This window comes from Parashewanella spongiae, assembly GCF_004358345.1.
Classification (GTDB): Bacteria; Pseudomonadota; Gammaproteobacteria; order Enterobacterales; family Shewanellaceae; genus Parashewanella; species Parashewanella spongiae.
In genome coordinates this window covers 4,966,895-4,980,703 of the sequence record NZ_CP037952.1, presented here as the reverse complement: position 1 = coordinate 4,980,703, position 13,809 = coordinate 4,966,895, and the positions used below count along the sequence as shown (strand labels likewise).

General features: G+C 39.7%; 12 protein-coding genes. 6 read left to right on the top strand and 6 right to left on the bottom strand.

Translation table 11 applies throughout. From position 1 onward, the window contains the following. Positions 1–228: 228 nt before the first annotated feature. From E2I05_RS19705 to coaBC, 4 genes are all read right to left on the bottom strand, one after another. Positions 229–2,202: an alpha/beta hydrolase family protein gene (locus E2I05_RS19705; RefSeq protein WP_121852358.1), complete on the bottom strand. Its 1,974-nt coding sequence runs from the start codon at positions 2,200–2,202 to the stop codon at positions 229–231. Positions 2,203–2,341: 139 nt separating this feature from the next. Then, positions 2,342–2,935 (bottom strand): nucleoid occlusion factor SlmA, encoded by a 594-nt coding sequence (gene slmA, locus E2I05_RS19700; protein WP_121852359.1) that lies wholly within the window; start codon positions 2,933–2,935, stop codon positions 2,342–2,344. A 75-nt stretch (positions 2,936–3,010) separates the two neighbouring features. After that, the gene (gene dut, locus E2I05_RS19695; protein WP_121852360.1) at positions 3,011–3,469 is read right to left on the bottom strand and encodes a dUTP diphosphatase; all 459 of its coding nucleotides are present in this window, start codon (positions 3,467–3,469) and stop codon (positions 3,011–3,013) included. After that, positions 3,466–4,674 carry a bifunctional phosphopantothenoylcysteine decarboxylase/phosphopantothenate--cysteine ligase CoaBC gene (coaBC, locus tag E2I05_RS19690; protein ID WP_165905436.1) on the bottom strand — a complete coding sequence of 403 codons (1,209 nt, stop codon included), beginning with the start codon at positions 4,672–4,674 and terminating at the stop codon, positions 3,466–3,468. Before coaBC ends, dut begins: the two co-directional genes overlap by 4 nt. Before the next feature lie 123 nt (positions 4,675–4,797). On the opposite strand from coaBC, the gene radC reads away from it, so the two are divergent. The 4 genes from radC (at position 4,798) to E2I05_RS19670 (ending at position 6,680) form a co-directional block, all read left to right on the top strand. Next, the gene (gene radC, locus E2I05_RS19685; protein WP_121852362.1) at positions 4,798–5,475 is read left to right on the top strand and encodes a RadC family protein; all 678 of its coding nucleotides are present in this window, start codon (positions 4,798–4,800) and stop codon (positions 5,473–5,475) included. A gap of 122 nt (positions 5,476–5,597) precedes the next feature. Then, the gene (gene rpmB / locus E2I05_RS19680; RefSeq protein WP_121852363.1) at positions 5,598–5,834 is read left to right on the top strand and encodes a 50S ribosomal protein L28; all 237 of its coding nucleotides are present in this window, start codon (positions 5,598–5,600) and stop codon (positions 5,832–5,834) included. A 6-nt stretch (positions 5,835–5,840) separates the two neighbouring features. After that, positions 5,841–6,014 (top strand): 50S ribosomal protein L33, encoded by a 174-nt coding sequence (rpmG, locus tag E2I05_RS19675; protein ID WP_121852364.1) that lies wholly within the window; start codon positions 5,841–5,843, stop codon positions 6,012–6,014. Positions 6,015–6,143: 129 nt separating this feature from the next. Beyond that, entirely contained in the window at positions 6,144–6,680 is a 537-nt protein-coding gene (locus tag E2I05_RS19670; protein ID WP_121852365.1) for a hypothetical protein, read from the top strand. On the opposite strand, the gene rarD is transcribed toward E2I05_RS19670, so the two are convergent. Continuing rightward, a complete protein-coding gene (gene rarD, locus E2I05_RS19665) occupies positions 6,657–7,562 on the bottom strand; it encodes an EamA family transporter RarD (protein WP_121852366.1) in 906 nt (301 codons plus the stop codon). The two genes, E2I05_RS19670 and rarD, sit on opposite strands and share 24 nt — an antisense overlap. 165 nt (positions 7,563–7,727) lie before the next feature. Here rarD and recQ point away from each other — a divergent pair, with 165 nt between their 5' ends. Continuing rightward, on the top strand, positions 7,728–9,557 hold the full coding sequence (gene recQ, locus E2I05_RS19660; RefSeq protein WP_121852367.1) for a DNA helicase RecQ: 1,830 nt from the start codon (positions 7,728–7,730) through the stop codon (positions 9,555–9,557). A gap of 739 nt (positions 9,558–10,296) precedes the next feature. On the opposite strand, the gene E2I05_RS19655 is transcribed toward recQ, so the two are convergent. Further along, the gene (locus E2I05_RS19655; protein ID WP_121852368.1) at positions 10,297–12,075 is read right to left on the bottom strand and encodes a tetratricopeptide repeat protein; all 1,779 of its coding nucleotides are present in this window, start codon (positions 12,073–12,075) and stop codon (positions 10,297–10,299) included. 294 nt (positions 12,076–12,369) lie between these two features. Between E2I05_RS19655 and E2I05_RS19650 the strand changes: the two genes are divergently transcribed. After that, positions 12,370–13,767, top strand: a complete 1,398-nt coding sequence (locus E2I05_RS19650; RefSeq protein WP_121852369.1) for an outer membrane protein transport protein — start codon at positions 12,370–12,372, stop codon at positions 13,765–13,767. Positions 13,768–13,809: the final 42 nt, after the last annotated feature.

Here is a 13,809-nt window from a genome sequence, read left to right as displayed (position 1 = left end):
AACATTACCGAAAGTATAGATATAAATCTGGCTTACAGTAACGGTTCTGCCTTTAATCGCTGACTCTCAGTCAAAAGATAACATAAAGCAAGCCGACTAGAATAACGTGAAACCCTGTTAATTTACAGCTGAAATCCATTTTTAACGGTATATTTGCGAGACAATTAAAAAAACGTCCCAGTTCAATTATGATACTTGGGACGTTTAATTTTTAGACGTGCCAGTAGGTTATAGTGCTAGATTTTCTTTTAAAAAGCTGTGCATTTTTTTATAATATTTTGCTCTATTCTCAGGATTGAATAATCCATGGCCTTCTTTGTCAAAAATCATTTTTTCAAATGAATACTGAGCTGAATTGAGTGCATCTTCTAATGCCTCGTATTGCTCTATGGGCGTTCTTTTATCTTTTTTTCCATGAACTAAGAGTATCTTGGCTTTAAGTTTATTGACATTATGTGCAGGTGACATTGCTTGCAGTTTACTCTGATCATTACCAAGTACTTCGTTAAGATAACTTGAGCCAAAATTAATCGATGGAATATCACCTTCTTCTTTCATTAGGGTTAAGTCATATACCCCTGCCACACCAATTGCACACTTGAACATATCGGGCTCAATAATCGCGCTTTGAATTGCACTGTAAGCACCAAAACTGCCGCCTTCGATGCATATTTTATCTTTGTTGATCCAACCCTGATTAATAGCATAGCGTGTGCCATCAATAATGTCGTATTGGACTTTAGTCCCCCAGTTTTCATTGCCTGCTTTCTCAAAGGCCAACCCATAACCGCTAGAGCTACGGAAGTTAATTTGTAACGTGGCAATACCTTGTTGTGCCAAGAACTGGGCTTGTGAGTTATAGCCCCAATAATCTCGGGCAATGGGACCCCCATGTGGATTAACGACTAAAGGGAGGTTTTTATGTTCAATGCCGTATGGCATGGTAATGAAACCGTGAATTGTTAATCCATCGCGGCTTTTAAAGCTGATGGGTTTAACGTCAGCAAGATCATCTGGGTTCAACCATTCAGCCTGTGCAAGTATTTTCTTAATCTCATTCTTCTTACTATTGTAAACATAATAATCACTCGGATTACGGTCATTAAATGCAGCAACAATCGATTTGTGTCCATCTAAGGTCTTGCTGAGCAGATGTAGTTGATGACCTGGAATAGCACTCAATAATGATTTTAATTGCTTTGCAGAGTTATGCTCCTTGTTAACAAAAGCATACTCAGGGTAACCGTCTTCAAATTCAACGGCATACAGCTCATTGGTGTTATCATCGACCCAAAACTTTTGAGGCTCAACATTATCATTGCTGACTATTTTTGTTTGCTTTCCTGTCCTTGTGTTGATTTCAAACAGTGCTTGTTTCTCATTCGGTAAAAATCCTTCAGCGTAAATATGATCGGCTTTATCAGAGACACTTATAATAGAAAAATTATTTAGACGACCTCTAATGAGATCAATTTCGCTCCATTTTTTGTCAATCAACTGAAAATGATGAGTTTCATTGTTGCTGTTTGTTCCTGAAACAAAAGTCGGTTCTAAGTCTTTATTTAAAATAAAATTGGCGTTAGTGATTGGGGCCGTAGCTATTTTTTTGCGCTTACCAGAATAGACATTCACTTTATACAATTGAGGTTGTACTTTTGACATGAACCCTGAAGTACCGTTATTGAAAGGGTAAGCTTTGATAAGCATATATTTATCATTAGCGGGTAAGCCGTGGCGAATATAGCCTATAGCATTGATTGCTGTGTTTTTGTGCAAACGAGACCCTGTAGTTTGACCACCATGTTTTTGGCCAAAAAGATAGGTAGCTTTTTTACCATCAGCATTAACGGAAAATATTTCACCGTAATATTCAGGCTCTTCTTTCCAACCACGATTGTAGACTTTCTCTAGCGCCACGCGTTCATCATTTACCCATTCATAACTTCCTACTTCTTCATCACCAGAAAATCGGACTACATAAGTAGCTTGGTAGGTTTTGGCATCTAAAAATGCGAGTTTTCTGATGTTATTTTCGTTATAAATAAAACTGATGTAGGTTCCATTAGGGGAAATTTTTACTTCAGAGTATTGGTAAGGTTTGGTAAATATTGAAATCTGCTCATCAATATCGGAGGGTATTTTTGCAAACGAATTAGAGCAGGTGAGTGTTATAGCACAGATTAATAAAAGGAGTTTATTCACTTTACATCCTTGTTTGTTTTAGTTTTAAAATATTGTAAACAAATGGTTGGTAAAAGTAGAGAGATTGTTTAGATTAAATGAAGAAAAGAGATCATGAGCGCCCAGTATATTCAGGCGCTAGAAGGAATACATGTTAATTTTAGCTTTGCAATAATTGCTTTTGAATGAACTGCCACTGTTCATTAAAATTATGAGTCGGTTTTTGTTTAAACTCACTGCGAACAAATTGTGAAATTCGACCTTCAGCAACGGCGAGCAGTAAATTCGCTAATACAGCTTCATCGAGATTGAACCCTTGGCCTTCACGCAATGTTTTTTCGCGTAAAATTTGCTTCAGTAAAGTTTCAATTTTACCAAATAGATTATTGATGCGTTCGCGTAAACGTTCGTGCTCACCAAGAAGTGCATCACCACTTAGGACTCGGGAAATCCCCGGATTCCGCTCAGCAAACATTAATAGTAGTTGTAATGCTAGCTGACAACGACGCATGGTGTCTTTCTCTTCATCCATGATCAAGTTAATGCGCGACAATATCGATTCTTCAATAAACTCAATTAATCCTTCAAACATACGAGCTTTACTTGGGAAATGACGATATAAAGCCGCTTCAGATACGCCAACCTCAGCAGCAAGTTTTGCTGTCGTAATGCGTTGTCCAGGATTGGTTTCTAACATGTGTGCTAAACATTGTAGAATATGTTCTTTACGACTCTTCTTGGGGCTTGCAGCCATTGTCTGTTCCTTAGCGCTTTCTTGCTTTTATTTTTTTAAGCTGACGAGCGATGTTTAAAATGTTGACGTTTGGATTTATTGAGTGCCTGAATGGCCAAAGCCACCATCACCTCTATCAGAAGTATTAAACTCATCAACGAGTTTAAATTGTGCTTGCACGACAGGAACAAAAACCAGTTGTGCTAAACGTTCACCAATGTCTAATGAAAATGGAGTATTTCCGCGATTCCAGCACGAAACCATGAGCGGTCCTTGGTAATCGGAGTCAATCAAACCGACTAAATTACCTAACACGATACCATGTTTATGTCCAAGGCCTGAACGAGGAAGGATCACGGCGGCAAGTCCTGGATCGGCTACGTGTATAGCTACTCCTGTAGGAATTAACTGAGTTTCACCCGGTTCAATAATAATATTTGTATCAATCATGGCACGTAAATCCATGCCTGCACTACCTACAGTAGCGTATTCAGGAAGTGGGTATTCAGATCCAATACGTGAATCGAGGATTTTTAGTTCTATTGGTGTTTTCATTTATTACTCATATTCTCAACAATAATCGACATCAATTGATGGGCTAAGATCTGTTTATTCATGGCGGGTAAGGCGTGTTGTCCACCATCCCAAATAACTTGAAGAGCATTACTGTCTGAATTGAAACCTTGATCTGCAATTGACACATCGTTTGCCGCAATCATATCTAATTTTTTACGCTTGAGTTTGTCGCGAGCATAATCGACAACATTACTGGTTTCAGCAGCAAAACCTACCGTAAAAGGTCGTTGTGGAAGTGCTGAAACCGTGGCTAAGATATCAGGATTACGTGTCAGTGCAAGCTGCATTTTTTCTGCTGATTTTTTTATTTTATCGGAAGAGGCTTGCTCAATGCGGTAATCGGCGACGGCAGCACAGCCAATGAAAATATCTTGCTTATCGATATCCGTCATTACAGCTTTCAACATATCTTCAGCTGATTCAACATCAATTTTTGCTATTTGGCTTGGGCATGTTAAAGCAACAGGGCCTGATACTATGGTGACTTGAGCGCCAAGAACTCGAGCGGCAACCGCTAAGGCATAGCCCATTTTTCCTGAGCTGTGGTTAGAAATATAACGCACAGGGTCGATAGCTTCACGAGTCGGGCCTGCGGTTATCATTACCCTTTTTCCAAGCAAAGGCTTGTCTGCGCTGACGTGATGAAAGTATGTGATGACCCGTTGCGTGATATCAACAGCCTCCAATAGTCGACCGGGGCCAACTTCACCACATGCTTGACTGCCACAGTCTGGCCCCCATATTTTCGTACCACGCAGGGCTAAGGTTTTTAGGTTTTCTTGGGTAACAGGGTGTTGATACATTTGTTGGTTCATCGCAGGACAAATGACAACTTCTGCTTCGGTAGCAATGCATAATGTAGTGATGAGTTCGTCCGCCATTCCAGCAGTCAGTCTTGCGATAAAATTGGCGGTCGCAGGAGCAATAATCACAAGTTCAGCCCAGCGAGCCAGTTCAATGTGCCCCATTGCCGCTTCAGCATTAGGGTCGAGCAAACTGTCTGCAACAGGGTGGCCTGAAAGTGCTTGTAAGGTAAGTGGTGTAATGAATTCTTTTGCGCTTTGGCTTAAGACAACTCGGACATCGGCGCCACACTCTTTAAGTTTTCGGACCAAATCAGCACTTTTGTAAGCGGCAATTCCGCCGCAAATTCCTAAGAGAATTTTTTTATTTTTCAGCTCCACCATCTTGCTCAATTTATAATTTCACATTGTTTAACCATACCATAAAGCTAATAGTTTGAGTTATTGTCTTACGTGAAAAACTTGGCATACTGTGATTAATATAGTGACTAATCAAGGATGATTATGGCAATCAAACACTGGCCAGAAGGAGAAGGGCCGAGGGATAAATTATTAACGCGGGGCAGCAGTTATTTGTCAGACGCTGAACTGCTGGCGGTGATCATTGGCAATGGCAGTAAAAAACTGAATGCTGTGGAACTGAGCCGAGAGTTAGTCACTACTTTTGGCGGATTAAGGGCGTTGTTGTCGGCAACAACGAAACAGATGTGTCGACTTCCGGGAGTAGGACCTGTAAAATGCGCGCAGTTGCAAGCTGTAGCTGAACTTTCAAAGCGTTTGGCGCAAGAGCGCTTGCATCGTGGTCCGGTGTTGAGTAATCCTGATATCACTCGTGATTATTTAATTCGACAATTAGCGGATCGGAATTATGAAGTGTTTGCCGTTTTAATGCTGGACAGTCAGCATAGGGTAATTCAATTTGTTGAGTTATTTCGCGGCACCATTAACGCCGCATCAGTTTACCCACGAGAATTGGTTGAACTGGTGTTAGAAAAAAACGCCGCAGCAGTGATCGTGTGTCATAACCATCCGTCAGGGGTTGCTGAACCAAGTCTGGCGGATAAACACATTACTGAGCGCATTAAAAATGCCTTGGTAACCATAGAGGTGGCTTTGCTTGATCACTTAGTTATTGGTGATCAAGATATTGTATCTTTTGCAGAGCGCGGATGGATTAATTGAAAATTCTCTTGATCTTACCCTATGAATCGTGTATAAAATGCGCCCTCTTTGTGTCTCGGGCGACGGCCATACGAGGCACACTAAAAATGCTCGAGCGTTAAAAAATTGTTTTGGAGATTGACATGTCAAGAGTATGCCAAGTAACTGGCAAGCGTCCAATGGTTGGTAACAACCGTTCACACGCAAAGAACGCGACTCGTCGTCGCTTTTTGCCTAACCTACAGAACCACCGTTTTTGGTTAGAAACTGAAAAGCGTTTTGTTAAGTTGCGTATATCTACTAAAGGTATGCGTATTATTGATAAGAAAGGTATTGAAGTTGTTGTTGCTGAACTTCGTGCCCGTGGCGAGAAGGTATAATAGAAAATGGCTAAAACTAAAGGTAATCGCGAGAAGATCAAATTAGTTTCAAGTGCTAAAACTGGTCACTTCTACACTACTGAAAAGAACAAACGTAATATGCCTGAAAAGATGGAGATCAAAAAGTTTGATCCTGTAATCCGTCAGCACGTTATGTACAAAGAATCAAAAATTAAATAATTTTTTACTTTGTAAGCCATAAAAAGCTCCGTTAAGGGGCTTTTTTTATGCCTGCAAATGGCTAGATTTGAATTGATATTGTCATCTGTGTAATCATGAATAAATAAGTACTTACATGGAAAGGATGACATGGAAAGTTTAACGATACCGATGACAACATTGAGCACAATTGGATTGTGGTCATTTGTTGGATTAATAGCGATATTGCTTATTGCTTTTTTAAGAGCGAGAACGGCAGTAAGTGGCTTTAAATACCTTTGGGTTATTATTATTGTTGGTATTTTAGGAATGTTAACTTATGTGTTCATTAAAAGTTGGCATTCAACAGTTAACATTATTGCTGATGATCTCGTGTTTAATGTGCCTTTTTATCATAAAACCCTCCCGCTAACCGATGTCCAATTTTCTAAAATTTCAACCATCGATTTATCAACTTCTAAGGCCATTAAGCTGGACTATCGTCAAAATGGCATCGGCTTACCAGGTTATCAGTTAGGGTATTACCGTCTTCAGAGGCCTTATCATGAGATTTCAATGGCGCTAGTTTCAGTGACTGAACCGAGTAAAGTAATTGTAGTGCCGACAACTGAAAATCTATTGTTGATTTTCAGTGTCGATAATCCTGAAGACGTGGTCGAACAATTAAACGGTTTTTCGCCGTTTTGAGGTTTTACGGTAGTTCAAATACATGTTACTTGTAAATGCAAGCAATGCTGCCCAAATGAAACCAAAAGTAATGCCTTTTTCTAAATTAAACGGTTCTTGATAAATCATAGTACCGATAATAAACATCAAGCTTGGTCCAATATATTGAAAAAAACCTAATACTGAAAACGGGATCCGAATTGCGGCACCAGCAAAACACAATAAGGGAATGGATGTTACGACTCCTGCAAGCATCAACTGCATATTCAGCGTCAAAGGGTGACTAAAGAAAGCCATATCACCATATAGTAACTGATAACCAATATAAATGAGCGCAATCGGTAGCAGTATTGCCGTCTCAACAAGTAACCCGGTTTTAGCATCCACATTGACTTTCTTTCTCAATAAACCGTAAATGCTGAAAGAGCCCGCTAAGGCGAGAGATACGAGTGGGATTGAACCAAACGATATCAATTGCACCAATACGCCTGTCAAAGCAAGACCCACAGCAATCCATTGAAGACGTTGCAGTCGCTCTCCCCAAACAATTAACCCGATTAGCACATTCAGCAGTGGATTGATAAAATAACCCAAGCTTGCGTCAAGCATATGATCATTATTCACAGCCCAAATAAACAATAACCAATTGCCGGCGATTAATACTGAAGTGACACATAGCACTGCAAGCTGTTTAGGATGGTTAAATAGGCGCTTAAAATTGCTAAAGCCGCCTATAAAATACATCAATATAAGCATGAATAAAAATGACCAAATGACGCGATGCAATAAAATTTCCGTCGCGGCAACTGTATCAATTAGTTTGAAATACAATGGAGCAATTCCCCAAAGGAAATAAGCACAAAGGGCAAGTGCAACGCCTTTGCGGTGTTCAGTGTCGGGCATAATTGTATAAATTCAAAGAGGTAGAGATGTGAATTGTATGAGTGAGTATAGCGTTATTCAAGGCATTGGCCTTAAATGAAGCATTTTTTATTTCTGTGATTCGAGACATAACAGGTTGTGTCGATTAGAATAACGACCATTACTGATTTCTGAATAAGCTACCTGATGCCCGACACTGTTGTTCATAATGCTGCTGATCCCCTATCTGATTGCCTTGCGCAAGTTTTCGGTTACCGAGATTTTAGAAATGGGCAACGAGAAATTATTGAACATTGTTTAGAGGGTGAAGATACGCTGGCGATTATGCCGACTGGCGGTGGTAAGAGTATTTGTTACCAGATCCCCGCTATGTTGTTACCTGGTGTGACTATCGTTGTTTCACCACTGATATCATTAATGAAGGATCAAGTTGATAGCTTAATTCAATCTGGTGTTGCGGCCGCTTATTTAAACTCGTCTCAACCGAGAGAGCAAAGCAGCGCTGTACTGCGCCAATTGAATTTTGGAGAGTTAAAACTGTTATATGTTTCTCCAGAGCGTTTGCTTAATGGTGGATTTCTTGAAAGGTTAGCTGAAGTAAATGTTAGCTTATTTGCTATTGATGAAGCACATTGTATTAGCCAATGGGGGCATGACTTTAGGCCTGAATATGCGGCGTTAGGTCGTTTGAAACAAGTATTTCCTTACATACCAGTTATGGCGCTCACTGCAACGGCCGATCAAGCTACACGTGAAAGCATTTGTCAGCGCTTAGAGATTAACCCTTTTAAGTGGTTATCGAGCTTTGACAGGCCCAATATTAGATATACAGTGGTTGAAAAACTCAATGCTGCTCAACAACTCAGTCAGTTTATTAAATTGCAGCAAGGTCAGAATGGTATTGTATATTGCACAAGTCGTCGCCGTGTTGATGAAGTTGCCGAACGCTTAAAGTTACAAGGTGTGAAAGCTCAGGCTTACCATGCGGGCATGGATATTAATGAGCGCGCTAACATTCAAGACGAATTTTTAAAAGATCATATTGATGTTGTGGTCGCAACGGTCGCTTTTGGAATGGGAATTAATAAATCAAATGTAAGATTTGTCGTGCATTACGATATCCCAAAAAGTATTGAAGCTTATTATCAAGAGACAGGACGAGCAGGGCGTGATGGTTTAGATGCAGAAGCCTTATTGTTATTTGATCCTGGTGATATTGGCCGGGTACGTCATTTAATTGAGCAGTCTGAGCCGGGGCCGCAGCAATTGGTCGAAAGCCACAAATTGAATGCGATGGCAGCATTTGCTGAAGCCCAAACTTGCCGACGACAGGTGTTATTGCATTATTTTGATGAGCCCTCATTAGAGTCATGTGGCAACTGCGACGTATGTTTAGATCCCCCCACTCAATATGATGGCACTGAAGATGCTCAAAAAGTGTTGTCGTGTATTTATCGTCTTCAGCAAAAATATGGTATCAATTACCTGATTGACGTTCTACGAGGATCACAAGCCAGCTTGATTGTTGAGCGAGGGCATAATACTTTATCAACTTGGGGTGTCGGCAAGAACAAAAGCCATGAACATTGGCTGAGTATTTGTCGTCAATTAATCCATTTAGGTTTAGCGAGTCAGGATATAACTCGAGGCTCATCGGTTAAGCTCAACCCGACCGCAAGAAGTGTGTTGAAAGGAGAGCAAATGTTGATGTTAGCCGAACCGAGAATGCAGTTCACAGTCGCTACTCGAAAATCGAAGTCAAACAGCCGAGCACCGCAGCATTATGATCGACAATTGTTTGCCAAGCTGAAAGCATTACGACGCAGTTTAGCGGATGAGCTAGATATTCCTCCGTATTTAGTGTTTAACGATGCAACATTGGCGGAGATGTCTGCCAATATGCCGACCAATAATCAACAGCTACTGGCTGTTAATGGTGTCGGTGAACGCAAGTTGGAGCGTTTTGGCGCTGATTTTTTAGCTGAAATTAACGAATATTTGGCTAGGGTCTGTTGATCTTTCGTGATTGTTTTTGCAACGATAAATTGGTTAATTTTATGCAAGGCAGAGTTTGTGAGGTTTGGTTATTATCGACATACAAAACTGTCGTTACTTCGTTTCCAAATAAGAAAACGATAACGCAGCACCTTTTATTTTGAAAGAGCGACCAATTTACGCTCTCTCTTTTTTCGATGCTTTTGAGCATTCATTGTTCTGTGTTGTGACCAGCTCACTTAGGTGGCTAAGCATCACTGCTCACGCCTTGAACAGATAAATGCTCAAATAGCACAAAATTTAATCCTGAAAGATCAACAGACCCTAATGCATAGTGATATCAAAAATAGCCAAAATTATACCAATTACAGTAATCTCTCACTCAGCAAGAGATAAAGGTTTTCAGTACAAGGCGCATGTTCGAAGTACTATATACCCTAACGGGCGCCATACAAAGCTGGCGTTCAACGTACTTCATGCTTTTGTCGGGATAATTCAAGAACGTGCAACGCAGTAATGGAAACCTTTAACCTTTCCCTTCGGGAGCTTGTATGCGCACTCTGTGGTTTATAAAGAATACTTCACAAAATTATCTCAACGTAGCAATGTAATAACGATAGTTTTGTATGTCAGTAATAACTATGTTTTCACCAAGTTCGTTTGTACTTTGTGCGCATACATAGCTCTGAGTTGAGCATTTAATTACTGTAATTGGTATTAGATGACTAAAACTCTGAATTTCGGTCATCATCAATATATATTAGGACGCTTGCGACTCAAACGAGTTAACGCGGATTTGACGGTTTTTAAACTGAGTTAATCGGTCTAAATTGGCTCGCTTGATCAAACTGTCCAAACTATCAAACTGTTGCAGTGAACTCATACCAAAAATGTGTTCGTCATTGGTATATTGTTTCAGGTTAATTTGAAACTGACGAATGATTCTATGGCAACCAGCGTTAGTAGTGTGAGGGAGTAAAATGAGCCATTCAGTATCAGAGTAACGAACCATGAAATCTTGCTCTCTGAGTACATCGTTACCGCCTTGCTCTAATTTTTCATATTGATTATCTGTGAGTTTTGAAATATCGACAAGCAGTAAAGATAGTGGGTACTCGTTAAACTTTGCTTGATTCAATATTTCATCAAGTTGAGTGAAGATTGTTCTTTTTTCATTGGCTTTGGCTTTACGTTTAGTGGCCAGTTTTTTGCGGTGATTCCCCAAAACAAACAAAGCGATGATTATCAAAGTAACGAATGTCGCTGCCACTATCATCCACTGATCGTAAAGTAAATTGCGAGTCGGTTTGGATTTAAACTCAGAAAATTTATCCTTGTTGTTTAATGCGGCTTGTCTATCTAACCTTGCTTTGTATTGTATAAAACGGGCACTGTTGAGCGTTTTGTTGGCTTCGTTGGTGGCTTCTAATGCTTTGTTTAAATACTCGTAAGCTTTTGGATAATCGTTTTGCGATAAATAATAATCTTTTAGGATGTGGTAAAACTCTTTAAGATCACCATATTGTTTAAGTCTATTTGCTTGAGCAACAATGGTTTTCATCAATTTCAAAGCTTCTTCGGGCTTTCCTTGTGAAAACTTTATTTGAGCAAGTAAACGGTTTACTCTCATAACGTCGATGAATTTAAAACGGCTTTTCATTTTCGTTAGTGCCAATAAAACAAAACTTTCAGCTTGATTGAATTGACCAAAATCAACATGAATTGATGCAATTATAGCGTAGCTGTATGCCATTTCTAAGGACGAGTCGAGACTAGAAATGGAAGCTTTCGCTTCTGTTAATTGCGCTTTACTTATTTCAAAGTTGTTAGTATGAAAATTAATTTTAGAGGCCGTTAATAATATTCTGTGATGAATAGCACCAATAGAATCTTTAGCATTCAAGGATAAGCTAAGGTATTTAAGGCCATTTTCTAGATCTCCAGAGGAATACCAAAAATTTGCTGCAGTTAAGTATATATAAGCTTCAGATGACCAAAACCAGTTATTTTTTTGGGTAAAAATATCTCTATAAACATCTAACATGAGACGTAAATCTTCAATTACGGAACCATAATCTTCTGAGTTGGTACCATGCTGAGCCCGCATTCTTAATGCGTAGGATAATGCTTGCGGTTGTTGATATTCTTTAGAGAGTGCAATTGATGTGTCAAGTAGAGGGAGACCTTCTTTAAAATTTCCAAGATCAATATTAGCTTCTGACATGCATGTAAGAAAGTAAGGTTGAGCTTCACTAATATTTGAGCTTTTTGCTTTTGCTGCACCGAGTAAAGCGAGATTAATTGCAGCTTTACTTTCGCCTAATGTGATTAAAGTAAAACACTTTAAAACATTTAATCGAAGAGATTCTCTTGGTGAGAGAGTATCAGATTGTTTAGACTGTAAATAATTTATCTTTTCGTAAGCTTTTGAAGGAGATTGACTAATTAAAGGAACCAATTCATCCATTTGTTTCATTGGAGAGGAATGTACATTGGGCAACCACAAAAGTAGTCCCAGTACTAAGTAACGAAAATCCATTTAAAAACTCCCAAAATGACGAACTTTTCTTTTTATTTTTCTCAATAATGAATTGATTGTAACAATCCGGTAATGATTAGTGAATAGCAACGGAGATAAGAATAATATCTGCAAAACAGAATGTTGTTCTATTTCATATTAGCTAGATGTGATGCATAGCCTGAGACCATAATTAATGGAAAAAGTTGCAAAGATTTATCTGCACAGTACACTTCCCGTCTACTCAGTCGAGTGTTTGCTCTAATTGTGGCTGTTTATCAACAGCGCGCAGTAACAAATCAGAGAAATAACATAATGAAACTACGTATATTAAATGCAGCAATAATGACTGCATTATTCACTTCAACAACTCAAGTTCACGCTGCTGGCTTTCAATTAGCAGAGTACTCATCAACTGGTTTAGGCCGTGCTTTTGCTGGTGAAGCAACCATTGCTGATAATGCGAGTGCTCAAGCAAAGAACCCTGCATTACTTATCGAACTTAAAGGCCGCCAAGTGTCTGCTGGCGCAATTTATGTCATGCCAAATGTTGATGTGCCAGGAGATGTCTCTATTTTATCGCCTCTGCTAGGCTCTGCACCACTCATGATGCCTGCTAGTGCCACTGATGTGGCAGATAATGCGGTTGTACCAAACTTCTACTATTCAAACCAATTAAATGAGCATTGGACTTGGGGCATGGCAGTCAACTCTAATTATGGTTTAGCTACAGAGGTGGATGCGACTCATGCCGCAGCATTATTTGGTCAACATACCTCAGTGAAGACGGTTGAGTTTAACCCGAATATTGCATTTAAGGTTGACGATAAACTGTCTTTAGGCGCGGGTGTTCGTGTTGTGTATGGTGATGGTGAGCTCAATGCCTCGATGCCGGGGTGGATTGAAGGATTAAAGGCCAATCCTAATATTCCTGAATCAATTGCACAAAGATTACCAGCAGCAGGCACAAGTTTAAAATCACTTGAAGGTGATGATGTTGCTTTTGGCTGGCAATTAGGAGCAAATTATAAGTTGTCTGCAAACCATCGTTTCGGTCTTGCTTATCACTCGGGTGTCGAGCTAGAACTGAAAGGTACAGCCTCTGGTGCATTGTATCGAAACGCGCAGGGTAAAAATATAAAGTTTGATGGTCAGTTACCTCTTGAACTTCCTGCTTTTGCTGAATTTTCAACCCATCATCAATTGAGCAATAATTTTGCAATCCATACCAGTATCAATTGGACACAATGGAGTGAATTTAAAGAATTACGAGCGCAATTTCCTGGAATCGAGAAGCCTATTGATCCATCAACTGACTTGCCGATAGCCAATCAAGTGTTGAAAGTTGAAAATTTCGAAGATAACTGGCGATATGCCATCGGTGCAACATACCAAGTAAACCCATCGTTGGCAATGAGAGCGGGTATGGCACTCGATCAAACCGCTGTCAGTGATGAATATCGAACCACGACCATTCCTGATTCCGATCGTTTATGGTTTTCAGTCGGTGCAGGTTATCAAGTCAGTAAAAACTTGAATGTTGATTTTGGCATCACTTATATCAAATCTCGTGGTGAAGCTCCGATTATTGAAAAGCAAGCGATTAAAGCGCCACCAGGATTGCCATTTGAAAATATAGCCGAAATTGATTTTGAAGGTGAAGCACAAGGTGATGTTTGGCTAGTGGGTTCCCAAATCAGTTACAGGTTTTAATATCATATTTCTTTAAAAAAGCCTCGCTAATGCTGGGCTTTT

Coding starts and splice junctions, on each gene's coding strand:
- slmA (WP_121852359.1), bottom strand. CDS start 2,935: ATGGCTGCAAGCCCCAAGAAGAGTCGTAAAGAACATATTCTACAATGT.
- dut (WP_121852360.1), bottom strand. CDS start 3,469: ATGAAAACACCAATAGAACTAAAAATCCTCGATTCACGTATTGGATCT.
- radC (WP_121852362.1), top strand. CDS start 4,798: ATGGCAATCAAACACTGGCCAGAAGGAGAAGGGCCGAGGGATAAATTA.
- rpmB (WP_121852363.1), top strand. CDS start 5,598: ATGTCAAGAGTATGCCAAGTAACTGGCAAGCGTCCAATGGTTGGTAAC.
- rpmG (WP_121852364.1), top strand. CDS start 5,841: ATGGCTAAAACTAAAGGTAATCGCGAGAAGATCAAATTAGTTTCAAGT.
- E2I05_RS19670 (WP_121852365.1), top strand. CDS start 6,144: ATGGAAAGTTTAACGATACCGATGACAACATTGAGCACAATTGGATTG.
- rarD (WP_121852366.1), bottom strand. CDS start 7,562: ATGCCCGACACTGAACACCGCAAAGGCGTTGCACTTGCCCTTTGTGCT.
- recQ (WP_121852367.1), top strand. CDS start 7,728: ATGCCCGACACTGTTGTTCATAATGCTGCTGATCCCCTATCTGATTGC.
- E2I05_RS19655 (WP_121852368.1), bottom strand. CDS start 12,075: ATGGATTTTCGTTACTTAGTACTGGGACTACTTTTGTGGTTGCCCAAT.
- E2I05_RS19650 (WP_121852369.1), top strand. CDS start 12,370: ATGAAACTACGTATATTAAATGCAGCAATAATGACTGCATTATTCACT.